The organism is Pseudomonas cichorii (assembly GCF_018343775.1).
Taxonomy (GTDB): domain Bacteria; phylum Pseudomonadota; class Gammaproteobacteria; order Pseudomonadales; family Pseudomonadaceae; genus Aquipseudomonas; species Aquipseudomonas cichorii.
This window is the reverse complement of record NZ_CP074349.1, coordinates 3,440,645-3,464,952: the sequence shown is the minus strand read 5'-3', so window position 1 is coordinate 3,464,952 and position 24,308 is coordinate 3,440,645. Positions and strand designations below refer to the sequence as shown.

Here is a 24,308-nt window from a genome sequence, read left to right as displayed (position 1 = left end):
TCGTGGGGTTACTTTTGGGCCGGGAGGCTTGCGAGTAGTTGTTTAATTTGCGGCTCGGGCTTCCAGTAATTGGGGCCCTTTAGAAACTTCCCGTTCTCATCGTAGATAGGCTTGCCATCGGCTCCTAGTTTGCTCTCGTTGCTGTCCATGATCAGCTCAAGGACGGCTTCAAGCGGGATGCCGTACTTCATGGCCTCGGAGCGGCAGTACACGATGACGTCGCCGAGAAGGTCTGCAATCGCGACCTGAACATCGATGGCATCGTCTCCGCGACGAATTTGCTCGGCAATGTCATCGATTTCCGCGACCTCATCGAGCAGTGTCCGCTTGAATTTCAGGAGGCGATCCTCCGCATCCGTGAACAGGTGTGGGGTCTCGTGGATGGGCAGCTTGTACATCTCATTCATTGTCTGGATGCGGTCGCGAAAACTTTTGCTCATTGATCATCTCCGTTGCTGAGGCATTTGCAGCAGACACTACGCTTCTTTTTCAGGGCAAAGCAATCCGCAGCCATGCCCGGCCATGATCGTGACAGGCTCCATCGAGGCCGGCAAAACCCATGGATGGTGGAAATGTCCAGTGGAGCATTCGGCTTGGGCTGCACAGTGAAAAGCATGCGGTTTAGGGTTATTTGGAGAGTTGCTCTAAAACCCAGTTGATTTGGGGGCGATGGAAGATAATTCCATCGTTTAGGGGAAAGTTTTCAGCCAGGTGTGGTTCCGCTTCGAAGTCCCATTACCTAAGGGCTTCAGAGCACAGTACCCCAAATTCGGTGACAGAGCGGAGGGCTAAGAGCCAAGAAATTTCGTCGCGAGTGAAGCCTGCAAGTGGGAATTCACGAGCGGCATCTCGATGAATCGACCATTCTGCGTGAGCGGACACAAAAAGCCACCCTCGCAGCGCATCCGGATCGGATTTGCTGACCACACTGGACATGTGATCAAAGGAGTTTTTTACGCGCAGGGCTAACCATCCGACGGATGCTAGCAAGTCGGCCTTCTGTTTTTTTAGTCGAGCCCGTTCGAGGTGATAAGGGATTAACCACGCTGCGATGATCGCAGCTATCGATCCCACCGCCTGAACCCAAGCAGGGGCGTTTGGGCTGCTCCAGGGTACGTACAAGAGCAGGCCGCCGGCTAGCAGTAAAAATGGCGTAAGCAGATACACCGTCAGGATGGCAGGGTTACTCGATTTGATCACAAACTCCCTTTGCAGCATCTAAACACCTACCGATAGTCATGCAGAGTGGCATGATGCCACTGGGACGCCCTTTCGGTGAAATAATCCTGAGTGTAATAAGCCGCCCATGGTGATTTTAACGGTGCGCCTGAGCTGTCGCCCCAATGACGGAACCAGCTTGGTCGGACTGGGGCGTCTAACTGGCAGGTACCCATTAGGAGCAAAAAGAGTTTCAAATAGGTACCGCCACCTCGGATGTTGAGCGGTAGCCTTGGGACACGTTAACCAACAGGACTCCCCGAGTGCACACACCTTCCGAAGCCGTTCTCCAATGCGAAAGCCTCCTGCGCACCATGATGGAGGATCTCGAAGCCAAGCGTATCTGGCCGAACGTGCGCAGCATCATTGCTGGCATGCTCAAGCGGCGCATCGAGCTTGTAGATGTATACGAAGACGTTTATGCCGCACTGGCCTACATTCCCAGGGCCTTGTATGGATTCTGGGACGCCTTCGTTCACGCCGCTGATGGGTGGAATCCAGAAAAGAACCGAGCCGCCAGGCAGGCGCGTGATCAACTGGTTGGGATCAATATCCGGATCAGTGAGCTCGCTGACCAGATGGCAGCATTGCTTGACCGGCGTGATGAGCTTCATAACCATTCGGGGTTTAGCTCGGGCACGCAATACCACATCATGGATATCGTGCACGAAGCGTCAGAGCACAATTATCACTACGAGAGCTACGTAAAAGACGAGCTGGAGCGGCTACAGAACCAGTATGACTTGAAGTACTGGCCGAAATTGGCTGAGGTCGTTCAGGCCATCGGAGACGATGCCGGAAGGGCAGAGGTTACCGCTTATGATGAGGTCACTGCGGTTGCGACGGAAAGTCGCAAATCCGGTCGTTCCGACTTTGTAAAAGCGCTTCTGGCCGACGTTGACGACAACAAAGTGAGGGCTTGCGGTTTTATACCCGATAGCTTTGCGCTCTCCGACAGCGCCTTGGCGTCACTCGTGAATTGCGGGTTGGACTTGAACGTAGATGAACTCGTCGATGCGGATTTCATTAAGCGATTCCGTCAACGCCAACGGCAGGCACAAAGGGCTTGATTGTAAAGGAGGGAAGCCGTGAGGCGTCTCCGTCTCCGAGATACCTCCATTTAAGCCTGAATATGAAGCTTCGGAGGCGTCTAAGAAACCAGAGACCTTTAAGAGCCTACGAGCCTAATTACACAAAGCCATTGGGATCCTTCAGGAACTCTTCGGCGATGTGCAAAGCGCTAATGTGCTGTGCGTGGACGATGGGATTGTCGCATGAGCAATCGGTGATCTGTGGTTCCCGTGTCCAAACTCCGCTGGCTTGCCTTCGATATGTCCAGCCCGTGGTGAAGCCGGCGCCGGTCAGTCGGAGTCCAGGGTGTTTGACCGTCAACTCACAAACCTCAAATAGGTCACGCCCGCGAGGTATGACGCCGACACCTTTCTGGTAGAGCGTCAGATGATCGAGGGTTGGATGCTTGATCAACGTGTCGGCTTCGAATGCTACCGTGCCGTTCTCTTTGATTAGCTTCTCGATCTCAGGGAAGCGTAGGGGCTTGCTCGGGTCGGCTGACCCATAGAGCACCATGTCCGGGATCTCGACGATGATTCCACCGTGAGGGTTACCATGAATCGAATCCTGGGTATCCAGAATTTTTGCACCACGGTAGAACGCGGTTTGCGCACCTGCGATTTTCACAAAGCTCGGATGGTATTCTGGAAGCTCCAGTGCTCGCTTGAACGCTGGCAGACTTTTCAGTGCTACCTCGGACTTGATCTCCTCCCAAGGCAGGCCCAGCAATGATTTCAAGATCGGATCTTCAGCAGATGATGGGAAGAGGGCACTTGTGTCAGTCAAGCCGCGCGTGGCAGCGTATTCTTGGAGAATGTCGCTAGGAACGGTGATTTGGGCGAGAAAGCAATGTTGCGGTATTGGATTTTGCAGAGGGCCCAGAAGCCAGGCTGACTGAGCCACGGTGCGCGGTCTATAACCTTCAACGGTCAACGTAGCCAGATCAACTAGGCCTATCCGATTCGCGGCCTGCTTGCACAGGACATATAGATGGCCTGTGCCGATCACAGGCACATAAGTCGCCATTCGTTTCTTGACCATCACTGCCTGCTCGTCACAGTCCTCGCAAAGCTCCAGCCTGGGCGCTTCGGTGTATCTGTGACTCGCGAACCACGCGGCTACGGCTGGATTTGAGGTGCAATCCACGTAGGACGAACGCCAGCCGTAATGCTGAAGGAGTGCCTGCTGATAGGCAAAGTCTGTTCGGTGTCTGGCGATATATGCATCCAACACGCTTTGAGAATAGCGGCACCATTTGAGCATTTCGCTCGGTATGCATCGGTTCCTATCGAAGGACGTGACGACGGAGGGGGCTCCAATCTCTCCGTAATGGGAGGTCTGGCCACGAAACAAAACATTCTCACCAAAACCCTCAATGAGCCGGTTTAACTCTTCGACGCTTTTCGCTGCATATTCCTGCAAGCTGCATCCCTCGCGATTGCGTTGATATTCGTGCCCCCTGTGATCTGCAGCTTATCCCGGAATCAGCAGTAGGGACATCTCGGGGACGGATCTGCTAAGGGGTCAGATCGGCACGATGATCGACTGCGGGCAACACACCTTTTTTCTTCGCCGCCGTGGGCCATCAGCCACTCATCTGGCACTGACCGTCGAAGCGGCTGATTACATCGCGTGCCGAGCAGTTCACGAAGGCTAAATCGCGGCATATCTGCGGACTAGAGGCTTTGCGCCATCAATATAGTGATAACCTCAGGTTTTTCGCCATAAGACGTGTCTTGATGTCTGGCACTCTCCAGTATGCATGGAGCCCTTAGCTAGTGGATTCACCAAAGAACGACTCCAATTCTCCGTCGCTCAAGCCTCGCGCCTCGGCAGGGCGTAAAACCCCGCCACCTGATAGCCATGCGATGCCTGCGAAAGGCCGTTTGGTCAGTGGTATCACTAACTTCCTCTTGGACGCCGTGCGTTTTGAACAACGCTCCGCCTGGAAAGCTGGACATCAGATCGGTGTAGCGGAGGGATTCGAATCGGGTCGAGAACATGGGCTGAAGCTCGGACAGGCACAAGGCAGAACTGAGGGACATCTGCAGGGCAAGACAGAGGGTTTGAAAGAGGGCTTTGCTGAAGGCCATAGCGTAGGCCTCGAAGAAGGTAAGCTGATCGTCGAGTTGCGCCCAGGGATTGGTGAAGAGCCCGGTGCGCCGGCCACGAAAGAACCAGCCCTGTTCAAGGATTGGAGATTTGCCATTACGCCGGAGATGGAAGCCCAGATCCGCCGGGACGTCGCGCATTATCTGCCTGGCCAACCTCCGTCAGATGACCAATGGAAGATGATTCTGTCGACGACCCCAACCACTGCGGTCGTTGCGGGGGCAGGGTCTGGTAAATCGACAACGATGGTGCTGAGGCTGATCGTTCTCTACCACTATTTGAAGATTGACTTGGCGAGTCTCACGGTCGTCACATTCACGAAGGAATCCAAGCTGGATTTCGCGAAGAAGGTGCGAGAAGTGTTTGACCTGTGGGGGTACGAGGTTAGCGAGAAGAAGTCGCTAGAAATTGTCCGCACGTTCCATTCGCGCATCCTCTCATTCGCTAAGAGCATTGAGGGCTTGGGCGAGGTAAAAGCGTTCGAGTTCTTGGACAAGGATCTCAGCGAAAGGGAGAAGGACGGGTCAGCGCTGAACATGAAGCTGGGCGAAATCCAGCTCGACCTGATGAAGGCCCTCTACCAAGATCTCTACGAAGGAGATGCAACCTTCCGTGGGTTGATCGGGCAGCTGTATCAGCGCTCGCTGCTCCTGGACGAGCTGGACAAGGAACATCCAGATGTCCAAGACCGCAAAGATTGGGCTTGGGCCATGGCGAAGAATGATGGAGCTTTGTGTTCGACGCTTGAAGGCCTCTGGAGCGCTGCCGGGCATTGGCCCATCGACGGCGTTGTGCCGACGAACAAGAAAATCCGGTTACTTGGCAAAGACTTCCAGGTCAACGGGTACATCCCCGAGTACAAAACCTATGTGATCCTAGGGGTGGATGATTCAGAGCCGGACGAGCTCAAATTGGATATCCCATACGGGTCGTATTTGCGCAAGCATGTTCGGGACAAACGGACGATTTTCCAGGCTTTCTGTAGCCGCCGAGTTATCTCCCTGAAAAGCTACGAGCAGGCGTCACAATCGGTCGACGCACTCTGTGGTCGAGCAATCGCATGTCCGGCATTTTTTTACAAGGTTCGAGGGGAAATTAGCTCTTCCCACATCATGGAGGCGTTCTACTCCACAGCTTCCTTTATTGAAAACCTGGGCCTGGATGCGGTCAGCGCGGTCAAAAAAATGAGCTTGTATCCCGATGATCCTGATGTCCCATTCTTCCATGCCTTGGGGATTTATTGGGCTGCATTCAATCAGCGGCTGCTGGAAATGAGTCCGCCCATCATGACGTTCAATAGCATGTTCGCGATGTTCAGCGAGCGTGGCTACAAGAATTTCCGGGCAGTGCCGGATAGCGTTCTGCGCCCCATGTCGACGCTACTTATCGACGAGTTTCAAGACGTGGGTGCAAACACCATCAGTTGGGTCAGGGCGACGTTCGGCGAGATTGAGCGGCGTGGTTTGAGCGTCAATACATTCGGTGCGCCTGCACACGCATCGCTGATGGCCGTCGGCGACGACTGGCAAAGCATATATGGGTGGCGAGGCAGCTCTCCACGTTTCCTGATGGAGTTCGACAAGGAATTCAAATCTCCCGCCCACACTGAAGTGTTCATGCAAGAAAACCATCGTTCGCATCAAATGGTGGTGGACGCTGCTGAGTCGATCGTCAAGAAAACGCCAGGTTTTGAGAACAAACACAGTGTTGCGGTCAACAAATCTGTGATCGGCAACCAAGTCCCAGTGGCGGTAGGTGAGTTCGACGAAAAGCACCTTGTTGAAATGGTTGAGCATCATTACGAGGCTGGCCATAACATCCTGGTGCTTTTCCGCAAGCGCGCCACAGAAAAGGAAGCAGAAAAGGCCCTCTCGCAGGTTCTTCAGCGAGCGCGTGACGAAAAGCAGAAGAAAAGGATCAAGCTGTTGACCTATCACTCGTCGAAAGGCCTTCAAGCGGATGCCGTTTTTCTGCTCGGCGATTGCGAGGTCACGAATTCGTCACCCTCGAAGAATGACTTTTACGCCCAGGCTGGCATGGGCAGCCCAGGTGATCAGTGCGGTTACGATAGAGCTCAGCAGCACGAGGCGCTGCGGACGGCCTATGTTGCGATCACTCGGGCGGTAACCTTCTGCTACTGGTACATCACTTGGGATGAAAAGGTGCCGGCGTCGGAGAAAGCGAGTCGTCATATCGTTGCCGAGGAGCCTTTCTGGAAGGTCGTGGGTCACCGTGCGGGATCTCGTTCGGATGGGGTCAAGCGCAAGGCAGCGACGGAGCGCTTATCGTGATTAATAACTTAATTAAAAGGAACACTAATCGTTAGTCATGGTGCCTGCATGTGCTGGTGCTGAAAAAATACTGTTGCCTTGCCGGGATTGGACTTGGCGCGCATGATCTTAAATAAACCTAAGCCATACTTTGACGTGACTGAATCATGAGTGAATTTACAAAGAAAAATAAGTTTGCGTTGTTTGTGATTGTGTTGATGTTAGTGACTGCGTTCTTGATTCTGACTATCCGTCAAAATGCCCCGCAGGTTTTTCTGATGGGGGTGCTAATCAGTACGTGTATGCTTGCGGCAATGTCTTACTATTTTCAGTGGTTTGAGCTGGATGACAGGCAGCTATTCAATCAGCCGCTTTTTATTATCGCAACTGCTTATCCGGTTTATTTGTTCGTTTTTTTTGGGGCCTGGTCATGGCAAGGTTACAGCCTGGATCTTTCCTATCAAGGCTATGGGGTGTTCCTTGAAATCAGCAAATTCCCGCTGATTATACTTGCGTCATCCGTACCTCTCGGGGCTATCGTGAATAACGTGCATCGCACGATTCAGACGGAAAAACAGATTGATGATACAGGTTTAAAGAACCGGAATGACATCTATTATGGCCATGTCAAGTTTATTTTGGATCAGTTTGATAAGGTTAAAGGTAAGAGAATAGAACGCATTTATGAGTTAGTGGAGCCAGGAAATGCCTTCGATGAAAACAGTGAGGCTACAACGAAGGAGTTTGATATAGAGTCTTGTATATTCATTAGTCAGCCCATGGATCTATATCGAAGGATATATAAAAATTCGCGTCCCCAGACGGATTCCAGCTTCATGGTATGTCACGACTTTCTTCGCGAATTGCACGATGAGTGGTTAAAGATCCATAGTCTCTGTTTGTACAGAAAGGAGCAGAAACCGCAACATAACTTCAAATCTCCTCAAGAGCTGTGGATAAAAAAGTTTAGCGAAATTGATATAATTTACACAAGAATCTGCAAGCTTTTGTGTTTAGGCGGATTTCATTCTGATTATAGCTTGGCTTTTCAAGCCAAGAAATCAGGATGGCAGTGGCATTCGACATTTGTTACTGGTGCCCATATGTATGAATCCCTTTGCTCACTAGCCGCTGTAACCGGGATTATATTGGACAGAGTTCGTGACGAAAACGTTGATCGGGCTTTTCCTTCAAATGAATCTGTATTTAAAATAGGCTCTGGATTTGTTACTGACTTAAGTATGTTTTTCGATACTATAGGCATAGGGCCGTATCAGTCGCCAACACTTACGAGTCTTCATGGTTTGCATCTGATAGACGACATTAAGGTCGAGCGTGATGAAAAAGTAGTCGACAGCCCTCAACGCTAATTTCTACTTTTGACGAGACAATTCACATTTTTGAGATCGACATTTCGTAAAATGGTTGGATCGCTCGGGCGCTGTCGAGCTACTCCTCTGACCTTGTAGGACGGTTTGATCAGCGATCTGAATGTGATTTCCTTGTCATGATCGTTGGTCAGACTGCGACTCGTGTGATTGACTGTGTCGACAACCTATCGCTGCAACGCAACTTCGCAATGGAGAGGTTCACTCGTGCACGATGGAGCGCGAGGGCTGGTTGCGGCGGCACGCTGAGCGCCAAGGGAGCGCCACCTCCCTGGCCTCCGACTGACGATGGCTGCGACCTTTGTGAAGACCGGTGTATAGTCTTGAATCGAGGTGATTCAGCAGGTAAGTATGCGCGGAGTTTACGACCCTATAGCCACCAAGGAGCCCGTCAGCCTAAGCATCAATGCTGATCTGCTCTCCAGGCGGCGGAGTTCGATGTGAATCTCAGCGATACCTTGGAGCAAGCACCGCTGGACGCTATCGCTCAGAGCGAGCACCTGGGTGCAGAAAATCGACAGACCGAACCAACTGGATCGGGGGAAGGCATTGATGCCGTGCTGTTGGCTGCTGCAGCAGGTTTATTTGGCAACCAGACGCATGCAGTAAAGTGGCTGAACACACCTGCTCGCGCCCCTGCTCATACATATCCAGTTGATGCTGACATCCAAGAAGCGTTGGAAGTGGTCGAGCGCCTTACGCACGGCTTTTGCGCCTAGCTGCCATTCCCTTGCCTCGGCAGTACGCGGCGGAGCGTTTCATAGCTCCTCCCCCTCGACATTCCTGCGAGAGCAGCTCGGTGCTTAAAGCGGCGACTAGGAATGCTTGGTGAAGGTCGGTTAACAGAGACGCTCTTCCAGCGCATCTAATGGCGCCATGCTGCTATATAAAACTGCGACTACGCTCAATGTCGAGCTACCCAAAGAGGTGGTGCTGCCAGTTGGTCAACACATGGAGCGTCTATGTCGAGTTTACACGCCGAATATCAGCGTTTTTTGGTCTACCTGGCTGCGCAGCCAGTTCATGAGGATGTCCGCCGCCTAGCCAATATTGTCATGGCCAATCTGCAGAGTTTGGCAGAGGTTGGCACTCAAAGGCGAGGGCGCTCTAGCAGGCTGGCTCCGATCACGCTCCAGCAGTTACCCCATGCACCTATCGAATTGCCTGAGGCTGCCCAGTTCGCTCAAGCAGCCCGTAGTCGTCTAAGACTTAATCGACTGGAGGTCGGGCCGTTCCGGGGGTTTATGCAGGTAGAGGTTTTCGATCTTAGCCATGACATCACCTTGATCTACGGGCCGAATGGCACGGGAAAAAGCAGTTTTTTCGAAGCACTCGAAATGGCTATGCTTGGATCAATCAGTGAGGCTGAAGCAAAGCGTTTTGATCATCGTGCCTACTGCAATAACGCGCGCTTACGCCGACACGTGCGGCCACGGTTACTGGGTTCTCTAAACGGTGGGCCAGAAGCTGAGGTGCTAGCGAATGAAGAAAACTTCCGGTTCTGTTTTGTCGAAAAAAATCGGCTTGATGACTTCGGCCGAATAGCCGCTAGAACTCCAGGTGACCAGCGACAATTGATCGCGACCTTGTTTGGCGTTGATCAATTCAGCGAGTTTGTTCGTGGATTCAATGCCTCGCTTGACGAGAACCTGAGTGTCTCTGGCCTCAGAGCTTTTCAGCTGGAGGGAAGGCGTAACCAAGTCGCCGCATCGCAGCAGAACGTGGACGGCTACCCCCAACGGCTTGCTGAGCTTGCCATGGAAGAGGAGGCCCTGGCCGCAAGGATTTATGCTGGCAGTACTTACCAAGCATGTGTTGATTGGATTTTGGGTACGCCGAGCAAACAGGGACAATTGGCGTATTTGCAGGGTGTCCTGGAATCACCGCTGCCGGTGATTCATGGATGTACTCCTGCAGGTTTGGAGGAGAAACGCGCACAGGTTTACAACCTCCACGCGGCAAGCCAAGCCGCACTACAAGCACTCAATGCTCGGGCGGCTGACGTCTCCTATTCCAACCTCTACGACGCGGTACTGAAGCTGGCGGAAAGGGCAACATCGTGTCCGGCTTGTGGTACTCAATTGGATCGTGTCAGCTACGATCCATTTGAACGCGCGCGCGCAGGGCTCGTGCAGCTCGCTGAACTCAAAGCGTTACAGCTAGCGTCAGAGCAGGCTACGAATAACTGCAACGAGGCGCTGCGTTTACTGCTGGCTGAGATGCAACGTGTGACCGTAGTCGCTGCGCAGGTCTGCCCCAATGAATTGCGGGCGGCTCATCTACCGCTTCTTCCGCTCGCTTCAGCCGGCCATTGGCTTCAGCCTTGGATGGATGACGACGAGAGGGCGTGGCAAGGCCTGGTGCAGCTAGCGGGTCGCATTGAACAGTCAGATGTGGCTAGTCGTCAGACCATCGAGGAAAGAAATGGGATTGCCGAGCAGCGCACGAGGGTTGATGGGTTCAGACTCGAAATCGAGCGCTGCAAGCTTCTACGGTCACAGGCGTTGGAAGCATTCACGCAAGCGCAGGCAATAATTGCTCAATTCGAAATTGATAACCAGCAACTCATCGAAGAGGTGCGTATTGAAGCACATACGGTAGAGCATCATAGGCGGGTCAAGGCTGCCTACGACGCCTATCTCCCCCAACTACAGGCGTACCTCGCTGCGTTGCCCGCCCAATTGCTGCAAGGATTAGGTGATAGTGCCCGAGATCTCTACAACCTGTTTAACCGAGAGGATCCCCTGCCTGCTCAGATCCATGCGCTCAGGTTGCCCCTGGCTGAAAACGGGAGAATCGAGATTGAGTTCATAGGTCAACCAGGTGAAGTCTTCGATGCGCTGATGATCTTGAGCGAGGGGCATATCCGGTGCCTCGGCCTGGCGATTTTGCTCGCAAAGAATCTTGCCGAAAATTGTCCGATTGTAATCTTTGACGACGTCGTCAACGCGATCGATGACGAGCATCGAGATGGGATCTGGCGTACCTTCTTTGAAAGCGGGCTGCTTGATGCCAAGCAAGTGATTCTGACCTCTCACGCAGAGGAGTTCCTGCATCGGATCCAGCAGGAGCTTGGTGCTCAGCGGGCTGCTCAAATTCGCAAGTATTCGTTTCTTCCACACTACGGAGAGCACCATTTACGTATCGACACTGACCCTCCCACAAAAAACTACGTTTTGTTAGCGCAGGCTTCATTGCAGGCAGAGCAAAAACGCGATGCATTGCGCCATTCCAGGGCCGCAATTGAGAGTCTGACTGATCGGGCGTGGACGTGGTTTGGCCGGAGGCACGGTGGGGTTTTAGAGTTGAAACTTGGAGGCCCTCGGGCCAAGTTCGAACTAAACAATAAGTGCGTCAAGCTTCGAAGCGGACTCGCCAGGCTTCAAAACCCTCCTCAGGGCGTTGACGAGATCCTTGCTGGGCTCGATGCGTTGATCGGGATAAACGGGGCTTCCATAGAATGGGGCTGCCTCAATAGCGGTACTCATGACGCGCAGCAAGACCATGAGTTCGACCGATCCGCAGTGAGTGCAATCGTGGCTGCAGCCATGTCGATGGATCGGGGGCTTGAAGCGTTGCGAAACGGTTGAGGCGATAGGGGAGGCCTTTCAGAGGCCCTCCTCTTTAAAATGTGGGAAATTCAGTGAGGAGCAGGCTTCGGATCGGGAGCTCCATTGCTCACCCAGTTGAGTACCCAGCTGTCGATCTGTGCCAACGCGACGGTTCGTCTGATGGTGTGGAGACTTACCTTTCGCTCGTCGGTGGACAATCCGCTCAGAGAGTAAATGTAGGCTCTTCGATCCCATGACGCAGAGCTCGACACTTTGTGCTTCGCTGCTTTCGACCAAGACAGATTTTTTTTGCCGAGCTCCGCAATAGTAATCGTTGGTACGTCACAGCTTTGGAGGTAGGTTCGAAGGGTAATGTCGAGCTTTTCAACATGACGTGCAAGGTACCAACCTATCCAGACCTTGGCTCCCTGGCTGGCGAGATCACCTTTATCGCAGGCTTCCGATAGTTCATCGCACACTTCATCATGATCGAAAGAAAATAATGAATCGAAGTAAAGCGCGATGTCATTTATCACAGGCAGATAAAAAGGCAAATCCTTGCAGAGCAGAGAAACAATCGTACTATCACGAGCGTGCTTTGCACGGCGAATAATTGCGCGGATTACTCCCAGGTCAAGTACTCCTGAATCGCGTGCTCGACTGAGTGCTTCGGCCAAGCGGTCGCCGAGTGGAGCCGGGTCGTCTTCCTCATCGTCGTCGAACCCATCATCTTCGAATTGACTGTCATCATCGTCGGAGGCGAATTCGCCGTATTGATTGCCCGCCTCAATGCTGCGCATGAGATCAAGCTTTTCGAGTTGGTAGGCGTTCTTCAACTCTTCATGAACGAAGGCCTGGGATTCGTGAATCTTTGTTTTTTCCGAAACGAGGCCCAGGCGATGCTGTTGGTGCAGGTAAACAACTAGCTCCTCAAGCACTGCTTTGAGCTTATCTTCACTTTTAGCAAAAATACGGAAGTCGTCGACATACCGCACATGTTCCAAACCGTGCTGGTAAATAAATTGGTCAACATCAATGAGTGCAGCTTCCGCCAAGATGATGGAGGCGGCTGGCCCGATGGGCAGTCCTTGCGATGCCTTATGATTGAGCCTCATCAGGAAGCTTTCGATTTCCTGAGCTAGATCCGGCTCGGCCCCAATGTCCTCCAGAGCGTTACGGACGCGATGGAGGTAGATTTGGTTGTAGAAATCGCTGATGTCGGTTGCCAGGACATAGTCGTATTCTTCTGCGAGAAGTTCGCAATTTTTTCGGTAGATATCAAATCCTGAGCCGCGCGAGAAGAAGCTATTTGAGCTGACCTCAATGCGGTAGGCGCACGATACGTGAGGCCCCATTCTGGCTGCCTCCACTTTGCCAGCGATCAGATAAGCCAAAGCGGTGTAGATGATTGCGTCTACGGGATCGAGCTGATGCACCACCCGATACCCACCGCGTGCTTTATGCCATGCAACCACTTTTGGTTGAGTGCTCAAAACATCTTTTAACGGGGTATTTAGCAGGTAGGCTTTGACCTCTTCCCAGCAATGCCACAGGGCAGAAAATTCGAACGGCTTTGGGAAGAAGTCCGTATCGTAATAAGCGCTGATGTGGCGCCGAGCGAACTCAAGAGCGTCTTCCGTGAGATGCATGGGATACCTGGCTGATCGGTCATTATCGAGACGAGGCGAACATTTTACTCAAGCTGTGGAATATAGAAATATCTTCCCATTTCTGTTGCCCCCGAGTGCGCGGGACTGTCTTTTTTGAATCTCTCCCACCAGCATAGGAGTTACTCGCCTCATTTGTGGCGTAAAACAAGATGCTGTGTAGCGCTTCCCTGTTGAACAGCCCCCACCTTCCCACGGCTGCGCCCAATACGCGGAGGAACAAGGTTCAGGTGTTCGGCCAGCTGTGCCCCGAAAGTAAAACTGGCCAAGAGAGCCTGCGTTAATCATTGTGTGAATGAATCCAGTGAGCAGGGATGAGACCATCGTCTTTGCCTTCCCAAGCAGCGACGGGCACGGTGTCAGCCACATTCCCCCAGATGTCGGGGCCTGCGTGCTCCAAAACGATAATCTGGATAAAGTGACCTGCTCGTTTCAGTCCCTCAGCCAATACTTCAAAGATTCGGCGGGTGGCAATAACGTCCGCTGGCCTAGCTTGATTGACAGCTTTGAAACCAGCATCTAGTGCGTTCACGCCGCCGGTGCTGCTCGGAAAGTAGACTTGGCTAGGCTGGTCGATCACGATGAAACTGAACGGTGGGAGCTTGCGATTTTCCTCTTTCGACAGGTATTCATGAATGCCTAGAAACGCCGCGATGTGGTATCCCATCCAGTTAGCGCCACTGCCGATTTCCCACAAATAGTCTCGCTGTCCGTGCGACTCGAAGCGAAGCGTGAGCTCTTTTCTATCAAGATAAATTTGAGCGCCAGGGGTGCCGTTCAGGGCAAACTGGTCAGCGTAGTCCTCAAACATTGGTGCCAGTTGCGCGTCTACCTTTCGTTCCTGCTCAGCCATGTCAGTCAACGATATTTGATAGTTGTAGTGCCTAATTATGAATCGCCCCGGGTTTCGTAGACACCTCCATGCCTTAAAATGAGGCCAATCAGGAGGTGCCATGAGCAACCCGCGTTATCCCGAAGAATTCAAAACCCAAGCGGTCAATCAAGTGACCGAAAAGAAGCTTCCCGTCGCTGACGTAGCGGCCCGTCTTGGTGTGTCGACGCATAGCCTCTATGCGTGGATAAAGCGCTACAGCAAACCTCAAGAAGAACGGCAGCAAGACGATGACCAGCACGCTGAACTGCGTCGACTGCGAGCGGAACTCAAGCGGGTCACTGAAGAGCGAGACATCTTAAAAAAGGCCGCCGCGTACTTTGCCAAGGAGTGCGGCTGAAGTACGCCTTTATCAAGCAGCGCGCGGGCGACTATTCCATTCGACGGCTTTGCCTGACGCTGAAAGTCCATCCCAGTGGTTATTACGCCTGGTTGTCTGAGCCGCAATCTGCACGCGCTAAAGATGATCAGCGATTGCTGGGTTTGATTAAGCATTCATGGCTGGAGAGTGGCGGAGTGTATGGCTATCGCAAAATCCATGATGATCTTCGCGAGGTCGGTGAAGATTGTGGTCGGCATCGTGTGGCGAGGCTGATGCGTCTTGAGGGGCTGCGCTCTCAGACAGGGTATCGACGACGCCCTGGAAAGTACGGAGGTAAGCCAGCAGTCGCCTCACCCAATTTACTGAAGCGCCAGTTCGATGTCGTAGAACCCAACAAAGTGTGGGTCACCGACATCACCTACATTCGCACGTACGAAGGCTGGCTGTATTTGGCTGTGGTGCTGGATCTGTTTTCTCGTCAGGTCGTTGGCTGGTCAATGAAGTCGCAGATGACCAGTGATCTAGCCATTGATGCGTTATTGATGGCGGTTTGGAGGCGTAAGCCGAAACAGGAGGTGATGGTTCACTCCGACCAAGGCAGCCAGTACAGCAGCACCGATTGGCGCAGTTTTTTGAAGGCGAATAATTTGGTTGCCAGCATGAGTCGCCGAGGCAACTGTCATGACAACGCCGTAGCCGAGAGCTTTTTCCAGCTTCTAAAGCGGGAGCGTATCAAGCGGAGAATCTACACCACGCGGCAAGATGCTCGTAGCGATGTGTTCGACTACATCGAGATGTTCTACAACGCAAAACGCCGGCATGGTTTCAACAATCAGCTGTCACCGGTAGAGTTTGAAAAGCGTTACGCAATGAGCTTGCAAGGTGTCTAGAGAATCCGGGGCGATTCATTGGCTCGGCGCATCAGCGCACTCGCGAAGGAGTGCCCGAGGTAAAGCTAACCGCTTTCTGGTAAAAGTAGGGTAAACAGGGACAGTGCCTTCTAAGGAGCTGCGTCTGCGAATCAACTCAGCAGAGACATGGACATGAAAAAACAGAAATTCAGTATGCAAATCGCTGTAACCCCAGAAAACCAGGGTTTGATCGATTTCTACCAGCAATGGAGCAGGATGATCCCGACGCTGTATTTCTTGGATCTCTGCACAATTAGTCATATCAAGGATTCCCTTGAGCGCGATCCTGGTGAAGGTTCTCCTGAGCCTCAGACACTGGCTTGGTTAAGGGAAAATGACTTGTCGCACAATGGATTTTCGTACCTGCCGGCACTCATGGAGAAGGCGAGTGACACGAAGAGCAAATTTGATGTAAACGGCTTAATTGAAGAGGCTGCGCGTGATTTGACGGCCTTGAACAGCTTTTTTCAGCACGCCCGAGTGGTTGAGGACATCAACCTGGCCTCTCAGTATGTTGCAGATTTGAAAGGCATACACCCAGAGATCTTGGGCCCCCGGTATCACGACTTTTTAGAATACGTCAACGGCCTTGAGCTGTTCAATGCCATGGCACCGGGCAAGAGGTTCAAGGCGGCTGAGGCTATCTGTGAGCACGCTACAAGCCTGGGTATCGATAAAGGACACCCGCTGGTGCTCGCGTCCGTAGCCTGCGTTTATGGCTGCGTAGCTGCAAAGAAGGTTCTGAAATTCAAGAAGAATCCCGCCGAATTCAGCTCCAGTAACGCGTTAGGTGATGTGCAGGTTATCCAGCGGGTGGGGAAGCTTACAAAGATGGTAGAGCAAACCCATCGAGGCTTTGCTCGAACCGGTTTCGTAACCGATGACAGATATCTGCAGGATTTTTACGACTTCTTTTTTGTCAACGAAGTGGCGTCGGAGATAGGAGAAAACACCACTTCTACGAAGTATGAGATGACGATCCAGGCCTACAAGCTATTCCCGGATCTATTCGATGAGAATCGCGAGCCGAAAGGGGATACTGAGAACGTCGAAGTCTTAAAATTATATGCCCTCTTTGGTTTTCCGAACTGAGAAAAGGGTTCCTTTTTGGCAACCTCGTCGCGATGCTGTTCGGCTTGGTGCCGCGCAGCACGGACGAAGCCGTAATCCCTCCTCGCGAAGAGGGCGCCAAAGCTGGAGGGGTTTATGAGGTCTACTGAGGCGCCACTGTTCCCTCTACGCGTATCTCTGGTTAAGCAGGGTGCAGGAACGGTGGCGCCCTCAATAACGACTCAACAATGGTCATTTGTCAGGTTCGAGGCTGCAACAGCCAAGCTAGCGTGCAATTGGGTCTGCAATCCGCCTTACGCTCTTTTCCTGTCCCACCTGATGTGAGCTTTGGGTCAGCCAGCCTAAGGACGCAGAGCATTCAGCGACATCTCCGGCCCTTTAAAGCGCCTTCACAGCTTCCATCAAGTTTTCTTGCAGTTGCCCGCAAGGCGAAAGTGTTGTTTGACCGCGTCTGCTTCGCTATCGAAAGACACGCGATTTTTTTCTGACACTGCATCGTATGAAGGGCAATCCGGGCGGTGGTAAACCAAGGTTTTCCGGTTGCCAATAATGGCGACATTGACTGATTTTTTGTTTGTCCCAGCTTGAAGGGCCGTCGCTTTGGTCTGTACCTGGCGGGTTGTGACTGTCGTCGAGCCTTCACCTTTACTGAGGTCGGCATTCAGAAAAATGGGCGCGTGATCAGAAATGCCGCTACGACCCTGTGTATGGGTTAGGCCCAGATATTTTGGATAGTTAAACACCTGAACTGAATTGACTTTGATCGAAGAACCCTTGCTCACAAAAATGTTGTCATAAAGGTTGGCGAATTTTCCGTCCGTGGAAGATAGGGTGGATGCCCCATTCAATACCAGGGGCTTTGCACTTGAGTCCAAACTATCCCAGGCAGGTGAGGTAGGCGGGGTATTGAAATCACCCATCAGCATGATCTGGTTGTTGCCTGGGTAGGTGTCTTTCAACCACGACCAATAATTCGAGAGCGCCACTATCTCTGAGGCACGGTCAGCTTGGCTTTTGCCATAGAGAATGTGGACAGTGGCAACAACGAAATACGAATTGTCAGTGAGCGATTTAAATCGAGCGGAGTAAGGCTCTCGTTCAAATGTATCCTTGCGATCGAGGTAGGTCACCGCGCCGTCCTCGTACGCGATGGCCTCATCCTTCCACACGAAGCCGTACATTTCTTTGTAGGTCGATCGTCCTACCGCGTGCGAAGCCATAAAGCTCCATTGCTTGCCGGTTTGTTTGGTCAGTTCCTTGGCCAATGCGGCAAGAGCCTCTTCACTCATCAATTCCTGAACGGCAAGAAAATCGACTTTCTTTGCGACTTTCGCGATTGCAACAAAATCCTTCGTGTCCCGGATGCTGAGATGTTCGAGGTTCCAGGTACCTATGTTCGTGGCCGCGAAGGCGTTGGTGCAGCAAAGTAAAAGACAAACAGCGATGTGGCGGAAAAACTTAAGCATTAGGATCTCTATGGCAAAATTTGGTCGGCATCAGTTTTTGATGGCCTTCATCATCTGGCGAAGTTGCTTACTCAGTTCACCATTACGAAACTGAAGCTCGGCGTTCTCAGCTTTCAGATACTCGATGGTGCTTACGAGGCTTCTATGGCTATCGACCATCTGGTTACCAATGGCCGCAGTGAGCGCCTCAGAAAGACGAAGATTGGTTAGGCGTTCGATTTCAGCTGCTTGTGAGCGAAGCTCGTTCTGTATGACCTCCTTCGTGCGCTTTATTCTGGGGCTGTATTGGGTGGCTGAAATGCTTTTCCACAGTTCTTCAAGTTCAGCATTCTTCTGAACGATCAACTCATTGAGTTCAGGCTGACGGCGTTTGTTCAGCAAGCTGTCATGGACACCACTGTCTTTGGCAATGTTGCGAGCTACGATTCTTCTTTCTTTGACACTGAGTTTTTCGCCCGCCGCCATGGACGTCTTGATGCGATCAAAAGCCTTACATACGTGCAAGTAAAGGTTGCGCTTCGTTGTAGAGGTGACCCAGGAAGGCTCTTCGGGGGCTTCATTGGTATTGGAATACTGCCCTAGGCTGAATTTCATGCTGTTACCTCGCCTTCCAGACGACGCTCGATTTTCCGAACAACTTCACCGCTCATGTTACCGAGCGCCTTGAGAGGATGGTTTTCTGCAATGAATTGGTGTGAGATCGCTGTGCGCTCAAGCTCCCGCTTCTGCAGGTTATTGTTCATACTGTGGGGGCAACCCGCGCAGACTTCCGGCGTGCTGCGTTGATCTACGTTAGGCGTTCCAGTCTTAGGGTCATGGCACTTCGCGATATGCTGCTCATTAGCGCGCAGTGCGCAATAGCCCCATTCAAATGCCGTGAACCGTTCAAATTCATCAGCCAAGGCACTGAGGCGCTCATCGAATTCATCGCCTGTAAGCACGGATATTTCTGCCATTTCTTTGTCAATGCGTTTGGCCGCTGGCCCATAGAAGCGATCGTCCAATTTGCCATTTGCAATCCGGCCCATCACTTCTTTGGCGTAATCGCGTTCCATGCTGATTCGAACAGACTCGCTCAGTTTCTCGCGGGTGTAACGCCTCGTGTGGAAAGAGCCATATGAATGGCGGAAATGCTCCCGGATCTTTTCCATGACATTCCCGTCAAACCTGCGCAGTGCAAACTCTGCAAAGGTATGACGGGCTTGGTGAGGCGAGACCTCACTATGAGTCCTGCCAGCATCGGGGTACTTTTCTGCAACATGAATCTTGTAGAACTCCTTGAACCAGCCCCTCAACGCGGCGCCGCTGTAGCCTGCATCTGAAAGCCACTGTTCATCGCTGAACTTGCCAGTGCCACGGGCAACAAGAAAAGCTTCTGACCTATAAGCCCTATGGAGTAACGGCAGGTTAAATTTTTCCGTATCCACCGCCGACAAGTTTTTCATGAGCGTTGCTGCTTCTGCTGCAATCCCATGCAGAGATCTTGGATGCGCGAGCCCAGATTCGGTCTTGTAGTTTTCTGAGGTAAACCACCAAGAACCGTCCGGTTCTTGCTCGTAATCTGCAAGTCGCATTCCATTGATTTCCGAAATGCGAAATCCGCTCAATAATGTGATGACGGTCAAGGCTGCCTTGGTAAGCTCGCAACAAAAATCACTGAGCGCGCCTTGGTTTTTCCACGGCAAAGATGCGTGGTGCCCTATGGTTGCTGCATCGATTGCGTTACCAAGCTTTATTGCAGACGGCGCCCAGTCTCGTTCAAAACGTGACAATACGTATCCCGGCGTCTGTATCCTTCTGTAAAGGGCGAGGCGATCCTTTTCACCAAACCAGCTTTTTATTTTCGTCTTTTCGCTACGCCATTGAGTAAAAAAAATAGTCGCAATTTTTGCTTCATCTGATTCTATTTGGGTGATCGCTTCAGCGAGCATCAACGAAGCACAGGTCATTGGGATTGAGCCGTAGCTCCCACCTTTACTCCATACCGCGTACTCAACTTCCAGATGCTTAAGTAGAGGCTCCATCGTACTTTTTTTGAAAGCTCCAGTCATTCTATGAACGACGCCGTCCACGAGCTTTCCGGAATGGAGCATGGTATAAGTTTGTTCTAGAATCTTACAGAACATTGTCATCGTGGAGGGGCCAAGAATGAGGTCGCCGTCCTCATTATTCTCCTTTTTTACCATAAAGGCGCGGAGCATTGTTTGTATCTCAAGCCTAGACAGGGACTGAAGTGCTCGGTCTGGAAAATTTGTCTCCCAGTACTCGCAAAAGTCGCGTAGGTAAGCAATTTCTTGGCGTGCAGAGGAAAGGCTACTTACAATGATGCGTCCTTTGTCGTCCGCATAGCCCCGTGATATATCCCCCCTAATGAAATACATCTGTGCAAACAGCCTTTTTTGCAGGGAGCATTTCCAGGCAAAATTTATTATGTAAAAAAGGCCAGTCATAGGATCCTGAATCTGGAAAGAATCATCGCCAAGTTTATTCGCAATGGTTGGCGATTCAGGCGACATGGTAAACAGCGGGGATTGGCTTGAGTTGATTTGCATGGCTTGCTTACCTTACGACTGGAGCAGGGAATGTGTAATTCTTAAGTATGCCTTGGCCCTGAATAATGGTTTTTTGGTCAAATCGCTCAAGTGCGTCCTCTATGTACGCCGCTTGCATCGCAATTGAAAAGGCTTTTAACTCATCTTCGACGGAAAAGTGCTTTAGCTGGTTAATGCACTCGTTGCGGTAGCTCATAAGTAGGGCGGCTGTAATGCCGTTGGTGATGATGAATTTTTTACTTTCCTTCTCAAGCTGTCCAAAAGGAGAAATAGTGAAGCCTGCTTTTTGAGCAGATAACAGCAACTCGTCAAATTCTTCCAATTCGCCGGCGTCGGATTTTGCCTGCGACCAACCGAGCATCAACTTTAGATCTGCCACACTAATCATTACTTCATCGCGAATAGCCGCTTGCACCTTGCGGGCGTCCTCTACCATGAGGTGACCAACGTTAGATGCAAACAATGCTCTTTTTTTCAAGCGATATTTCGTCTCGCTCGCGTGCATATATACAACTTCTTTTACGCTTGGAGAGTGCGCGGTCGCATCGGCTCCAACAACCTCTTGTGAATATTTTTCAAACGCTTCATTGCCTGGATTGCCGCCGTCGGCGTCTATGATCGCGCGCGATTGGGCAATGGCGGTAACGCTAATTGTTTGCCGCTTTACCGGGGTAGGATTTTGGCCCGTGATACCAAGTGCCGCATTTTCATGCCGTCGCTTTTTATTATTCCAGATGGGGCGATTATTCAGAGCGACACGGCGGATGATGTCGGCGAAAATTTCAATATTAGTATCCGCATCATAGAGCGCCTGGTACTGCAATGTGTTTTGGAAAGCGGCCATTACCAAAGGCCTGTATGTCACGCTGTCGACTCCTTGGATGTTACCTGTAACGGGGAGGTCAAAAAGTAAATCTCCCGTTTCAGGAAAGCGTTTATAGAAACTCATCTTCAGGTTGTCAAAATCAACGTAGGCGCGGTATTGCAGAGAATTTGAGCGGTGCATCGGTACATCGCGAATCGGCGTCTCGCTTCGGTTTTTAGTGTAGATGGGGGACGCAACGCTTGGCGTTATCCGGAGCTCCTCTTGTCGCATATCTGAGATGCCTGCCAATTGAACCCTGTCAGTAGCCAGCAACCACGCAAACGCCACCTCTTCGCAGGGAGTGTGCTTTATGAGGTACAGGTAGTCGATATTGTGAAAGTATAATTTGTGGTCACTGTTTTCGGGATAGATGTCTAACGCTCCGGAGGCACGAAGGCCTGCCTTGATCAGGCGGTTTGCCTCGTCGATTGTCAAAGGCGAGTCCCTTTCGATCTGAGCGTAAGCAAAGTCAGTGTTGTTATGCAGAAGTCGTTCTTTTAGACGTATGTTGTCGCTTTTTAGAATGGCCCCTGCGAGCGCTTTGTAGACAGTACTGCGATCTGTCTTACTGGTACTATATCTCAGCTGGTCGAAATCTCCGTTGCACTTTTCAAGCAGGTTAGCGACTTGTTGCATCACACCTTCATCACGGAGTAACTCTAATCGCTGCTCATTCATTTCTTTGAGAAATTGACAGCAAAAACGTATTGTCGATCTTACAATTTTCAGTTCGTCTTTTTTGGGCTGGTTGGTAATTTGCCCTAAACTCGGAGTTGCCTGGCCCGCTCGATTGGAAGCGGAAGGAATGTACACAATGGCCTCTCGAACGGCTGCCGCCGCATCGGCAAGTGCAGGATTGCCATAGGCCTCATTCAGAAAGATATCGAATGCCGTTCGGTAGACCGACATGTACACACATACGGTATTGAGTTTGGCTTTTTTTTCAGTGCGTAGATAACGCGTGAAATCTTCCATAAATGCCGCTGGTAGCGCCTGCGCGCCTGGGTACTCGGTGATCGCCCAATTCGCGAGAGTGTTAAATCTCAAGATTCTATTATAGGCATCAATCAAAGAATTGTTTTTACACTCAGTGCTGTTGAAGTATCGCAACAGAGAGCGAAAGATTGGGCAGCCATGAAATTGCTCTGGTATTTCAACGCGGCGGTGCTCGACTTTCTTACCCTTGGCACCTTGCATCGCAACGATAGCATAAGTATCAGAAGGGCTGAAGTTATGAATAGGGTTGGGAGCAAGCGTGGACAAGCTCGCAGGGGCATCCGCAACAGCATCGGTAGTATCAGTCATCATGATCATCGTTCAACGCACGCCTAATTTTTTCACGACGGTGAAGTTTCCCGTCGAAAATCACATACTCTTTAGTGGTAGCTTCATCTTCATGCCCCATTTGCTCGGGAACATATTGCCATGGGTCGTACCCGTGTTTGTAACAGAAGTCCACAAGGTTCGTAGCATACGTGTGTCGTAATGCATGAAAGGTCAAGTTGAGGAAGCTGGGCTTCGTCAAGAAATGCAAGTGTGGGTCTTTGAGATGAAGTTCTATCAACACATCGTCGATATGCGCAGAGGCAGCGATGCGCGCTGATTTGAAAGTGTTAGTCGCGTGCCCGGAGAAAAGCGCTTTCCCATGTCGCGTACATATTAATGGCCCATCGACTATCGAGCCCCGTCTTCCTTCCAGAAAGTTTTTGATTTTTTTAAAGGCTTTGGGCGGGATGTCAACTTGTCGAAGCTTCTCCCCCTTACCAATGATCGACACCGTTATTGTTTGTTCATCGGCCTTTTCGGCTTGAGCAATGCGTGCCCTCAAATCACTCGTGAGGAGATTTCGGGAGTCGGTCACTTCGGCACTACGGAGGCCGCAGTAGTAACCCATGTGAAGCACAAGCTCGTCGCGTTCTTTTTCGAATTCGGATTGGGCTTTGATACTGCCCAGGAGTCTTTCGAAGATATCTTTTTCGACGTACTTATTGTACAGGTCGAAGTTAGCCCTTTTCTTGCCATCGCCCTGTTTCTTCTGTTCATCGGTAATGAAGTGATAGGAGAAGGATGCTGGAGCATCAAGCATGCCGAGCTGCCAAGCGTGCGCGTAGAACAATTTGAGCGTGGAGATATGGTGCTTGATCGACTTGTCGGAACACGACCTTGCCACTTTTAGATGGCCATACAGATAGCCTGACATGTCTGCGTTTGTAAGCAGCTTCCAGTCTTGATCGTGAGCTTGCAGCGCCTCGAAGAAACTTCTTAGGTCATGCGCGCAGGAGCGGATTGAATTCGGTTGTTGACCTTCTTGGGCGAGGTGTATCAGGAAGAGCGTGGGGGCGGGAACGATGCTCTGTTCTGTGAGAGGGCCATCCTTGAGGATCGCGTAGGTGCTGAGGGGGCCGCCTGACCAGTTTATCTCCTTCACATACTTGACTTTCACTGCTTAGCTTCCGATCACGTGAAGCACCAATCGCTTCATAAAGCCAAGCTAATCAGCGGGTTATGTTGCTGTCAATGTGGCAGGGGAAAGAGTGTCAACGTTTCTTAGAAACGGGACTCTCTCGGATAAACCTCTCCGATGCTCGGCACCAGATTGTGCAAGTCGGCTTCGGCACGTTTATAGATGTCATCATTCTTTGCGCAGTTTTTTCGACCGCCATCCTGCCAGCACTGGCGTTGGTGGCCAATCTGCCAGGCGGGCACGATATGTTCCCACTCGATGCGTTTGGCGCGGTTGGCGTTCTTGCGTGGCACATAACCACAGCCAGCAAGATCGACCTGCTTGCCAGTGTATTTGCACCCGCAATAGAACTCGGTCGCTTGAGGCGCATAGAGGCCCCAGGCGATTTTCTTCGCCTCGCTGAAGGTTCGCGGAGCATCGGCTTGTACGGTCAGTGGAACAATGAGAAACAGAGTGGTGCAGAACAGGGCAGAAAATCGAACCATCAT

17 protein-coding genes and 1 pseudogene are annotated in these 24,308 nt (G+C 51.6%); 7 read left to right on the top strand and 11 right to left on the bottom strand.

The annotated features are described in order from the left end of the window. Nucleotides 1-8: 8 nt before the first annotated feature. The gene (locus KGD89_RS14485) at nucleotides 9-440 is read right to left on the bottom strand and encodes a pyrophosphatase (RefSeq protein ID WP_025260487.1); all 432 of its coding nucleotides are present in this window, start codon (nucleotides 438-440) and stop codon (nucleotides 9-11) included. Nucleotides 441-735: 295 nt separating this feature from the next. Continuing rightward, nucleotides 736-1,218: a hypothetical protein gene (locus tag KGD89_RS14480; RefSeq protein ID WP_025260486.1), complete on the bottom strand. Its 483-nt coding sequence runs from the start codon at nucleotides 1,216-1,218 to the stop codon at nucleotides 736-738. A 263-nt stretch (nucleotides 1,219-1,481) separates the two neighbouring features. Between KGD89_RS14480 and KGD89_RS14475 the strand changes: the two genes are divergently transcribed. Next, on the top strand, nucleotides 1,482-2,288 hold the full coding sequence (locus tag KGD89_RS14475) for a hypothetical protein (protein ID WP_038399899.1): 807 nt from the start codon (nucleotides 1,482-1,484) through the stop codon (nucleotides 2,286-2,288). 118 nt (nucleotides 2,289-2,406) lie between these two features. On the opposite strand, the gene KGD89_RS14470 is transcribed toward KGD89_RS14475, so the two are convergent. After that, entirely contained in the window at nucleotides 2,407-3,711 is a 1,305-nt protein-coding gene (locus tag KGD89_RS14470) for an FRG domain-containing protein (protein WP_025260484.1), read from the bottom strand. 356 nt (nucleotides 3,712-4,067) lie between these two features. Here KGD89_RS14470 and KGD89_RS14465 point away from each other — a divergent pair, with 356 nt between their 5' ends. The 4 genes from KGD89_RS14465 to KGD89_RS14450 all read left to right on the top strand — a co-directional run bounded on the left by KGD89_RS14465 (nucleotide 4,068) and on the right by KGD89_RS14450 (nucleotide 11,649). Continuing rightward, nucleotides 4,068-6,692 carry a UvrD-helicase domain-containing protein gene (locus KGD89_RS14465; protein ID WP_143008750.1) on the top strand — a complete coding sequence of 875 codons (2,625 nt, stop codon included), beginning with the start codon at nucleotides 4,068-4,070 and terminating at the stop codon, nucleotides 6,690-6,692. A gap of 146 nt (nucleotides 6,693-6,838) precedes the next feature. Next, nucleotides 6,839-8,041: a hypothetical protein gene (locus KGD89_RS14460; protein WP_025260482.1), complete on the top strand. Its 1,203-nt coding sequence runs from the start codon at nucleotides 6,839-6,841 to the stop codon at nucleotides 8,039-8,041. A 458-nt stretch (nucleotides 8,042-8,499) separates the two neighbouring features. After that, complete coding sequence (locus KGD89_RS14455) at nucleotides 8,500-8,778, top strand: hypothetical protein (RefSeq protein ID WP_236250113.1); 279 nt, start codon at nucleotides 8,500-8,502, stop codon at nucleotides 8,776-8,778. Between the two features lie 243 nt (nucleotides 8,779-9,021). Then, nucleotides 9,022-11,649, top strand: coding sequence for an ATP-binding protein (locus tag KGD89_RS14450; RefSeq protein WP_025260481.1), 2,628 nt, complete (start codon nucleotides 9,022-9,024; stop codon nucleotides 11,647-11,649). A gap of 50 nt (nucleotides 11,650-11,699) precedes the next feature. On the opposite strand, the gene KGD89_RS14445 is transcribed toward KGD89_RS14450, so the two are convergent. Together KGD89_RS14445 and KGD89_RS14440 are read right to left on the bottom strand one after the other, a co-directional pair. Then, nucleotides 11,700-13,259, bottom strand: a complete 1,560-nt coding sequence (locus KGD89_RS14445; protein ID WP_025260480.1) for an RNA-directed DNA polymerase — start codon at nucleotides 13,257-13,259, stop codon at nucleotides 11,700-11,702. Nucleotides 13,260-13,557: 298 nt separating this feature from the next. Beyond that, the gene (locus KGD89_RS14440) at nucleotides 13,558-14,130 is read right to left on the bottom strand and encodes a DUF3732 domain-containing protein (protein ID WP_176767558.1); all 573 of its coding nucleotides are present in this window, start codon (nucleotides 14,128-14,130) and stop codon (nucleotides 13,558-13,560) included. Nucleotides 14,131-14,230: 100 nt separating this feature from the next. Here KGD89_RS14440 and KGD89_RS14435 point away from each other — a divergent pair. Both KGD89_RS14435 and KGD89_RS14430 read left to right on the top strand, forming a co-directional pair. Beyond that, a protein-coding gene (locus KGD89_RS14435) for an IS3 family transposase (protein WP_117148206.1) occupies nucleotides 14,231-15,381 on the top strand; the annotation gives its coding sequence in 2 pieces (ribosomal slippage) (nucleotides 14,231-14,465 and nucleotides 14,465-15,381; 1,152 coding nt in all). Nucleotides 15,382-15,534: 153 nt separating this feature from the next. Continuing rightward, nucleotides 15,535-16,494 carry a hypothetical protein gene (locus tag KGD89_RS14430; protein WP_143008718.1) on the top strand — a complete coding sequence of 320 codons (960 nt, stop codon included), beginning with the start codon at nucleotides 15,535-15,537 and terminating at the stop codon, nucleotides 16,492-16,494. Nucleotides 16,495-16,874: 380 nt separating this feature from the next. Here the strand turns inward: KGD89_RS14430 and KGD89_RS14425 are convergent, their stop codons facing one another. The 6 genes and pseudogenes from KGD89_RS14425 to KGD89_RS14400 form a co-directional block, all read right to left on the bottom strand. Next, nucleotides 16,875-17,939: an endonuclease/exonuclease/phosphatase family protein gene (locus KGD89_RS14425; protein WP_025260477.1), complete on the bottom strand. Its 1,065-nt coding sequence runs from the start codon at nucleotides 17,937-17,939 to the stop codon at nucleotides 16,875-16,877. A 30-nt stretch (nucleotides 17,940-17,969) separates the two neighbouring features. After that, nucleotides 17,970-18,533, bottom strand: coding sequence for a hypothetical protein (locus KGD89_RS14420; protein ID WP_025260476.1), 564 nt, complete (start codon nucleotides 18,531-18,533; stop codon nucleotides 17,970-17,972). Next, nucleotides 18,530-20,491 (bottom strand): hypothetical protein, encoded by a 1,962-nt coding sequence (locus KGD89_RS14415; protein ID WP_025260475.1) that lies wholly within the window; start codon nucleotides 20,489-20,491, stop codon nucleotides 18,530-18,532. Before KGD89_RS14415 ends, KGD89_RS14420 begins: the two co-directional genes overlap by 4 nt. Nucleotides 20,492-20,498: 7 nt before the next feature. Beyond that, nucleotides 20,499-22,664 (bottom strand): hypothetical protein, encoded by a 2,166-nt coding sequence (locus tag KGD89_RS14410; protein WP_213149629.1) that lies wholly within the window; start codon nucleotides 22,662-22,664, stop codon nucleotides 20,499-20,501. Next, entirely contained in the window at nucleotides 22,654-23,799 is a 1,146-nt protein-coding gene (locus KGD89_RS14405; protein WP_025260473.1) for a tyrosine-type recombinase/integrase, read from the bottom strand. The genes KGD89_RS14410 and KGD89_RS14405 overlap by 11 nt, the downstream gene beginning before the upstream one ends. 107 nt (nucleotides 23,800-23,906) lie before the next feature. Further along, a pseudogene (locus KGD89_RS14400) lies at nucleotides 23,907-24,308 on the bottom strand (endonuclease); the annotation flags it as partial.

What these genes read in the sequence shown, in the direction of transcription:
- KGD89_RS14485 (WP_025260487.1), bottom strand. Translation starts at nt 440, where the DNA reads ATGAGCAAAAGTTTTCGCGACCGCATCCAGACAATGAATGAGATGTAC.
- KGD89_RS14480 (WP_025260486.1), bottom strand. Translation starts at nt 1,218, where the DNA reads ATGCTGCAAAGGGAGTTTGTGATCAAATCGAGTAACCCTGCCATCCTG.
- KGD89_RS14460 (WP_025260482.1), top strand. Translation starts at nt 6,839, where the DNA reads ATGAGTGAATTTACAAAGAAAAATAAGTTTGCGTTGTTTGTGATTGTG.
- KGD89_RS14450 (WP_025260481.1), top strand. Translation starts at nt 9,022, where the DNA reads ATGTCGAGTTTACACGCCGAATATCAGCGTTTTTTGGTCTACCTGGCT.
- KGD89_RS14445 (WP_025260480.1), bottom strand. Translation starts at nt 13,259, where the DNA reads ATGCATCTCACGGAAGACGCTCTTGAGTTCGCTCGGCGCCACATCAGC.
- KGD89_RS14440 (WP_176767558.1), bottom strand. Translation starts at nt 14,130, where the DNA reads ATGGCTGAGCAGGAACGAAAGGTAGACGCGCAACTGGCACCAATGTTT.
- KGD89_RS14430 (WP_143008718.1), top strand. Translation starts at nt 15,535, where the DNA reads ATGAAAAAACAGAAATTCAGTATGCAAATCGCTGTAACCCCAGAAAAC.
- KGD89_RS14425 (WP_025260477.1), bottom strand. Translation starts at nt 17,939, where the DNA reads ATGCTTAAGTTTTTCCGCCACATCGCTGTTTGTCTTTTACTTTGCTGC.
- KGD89_RS14420 (WP_025260476.1), bottom strand. Translation starts at nt 18,533, where the DNA reads ATGAAATTCAGCCTAGGGCAGTATTCCAATACCAATGAAGCCCCCGAA.
- KGD89_RS14415 (WP_025260475.1), bottom strand. Translation starts at nt 20,491, where the DNA reads ATGCAAATCAACTCAAGCCAATCCCCGCTGTTTACCATGTCGCCTGAA.
- KGD89_RS14410 (WP_213149629.1), bottom strand. Translation starts at nt 22,664, where the DNA reads ATGATGACTGATACTACCGATGCTGTTGCGGATGCCCCTGCGAGCTTG.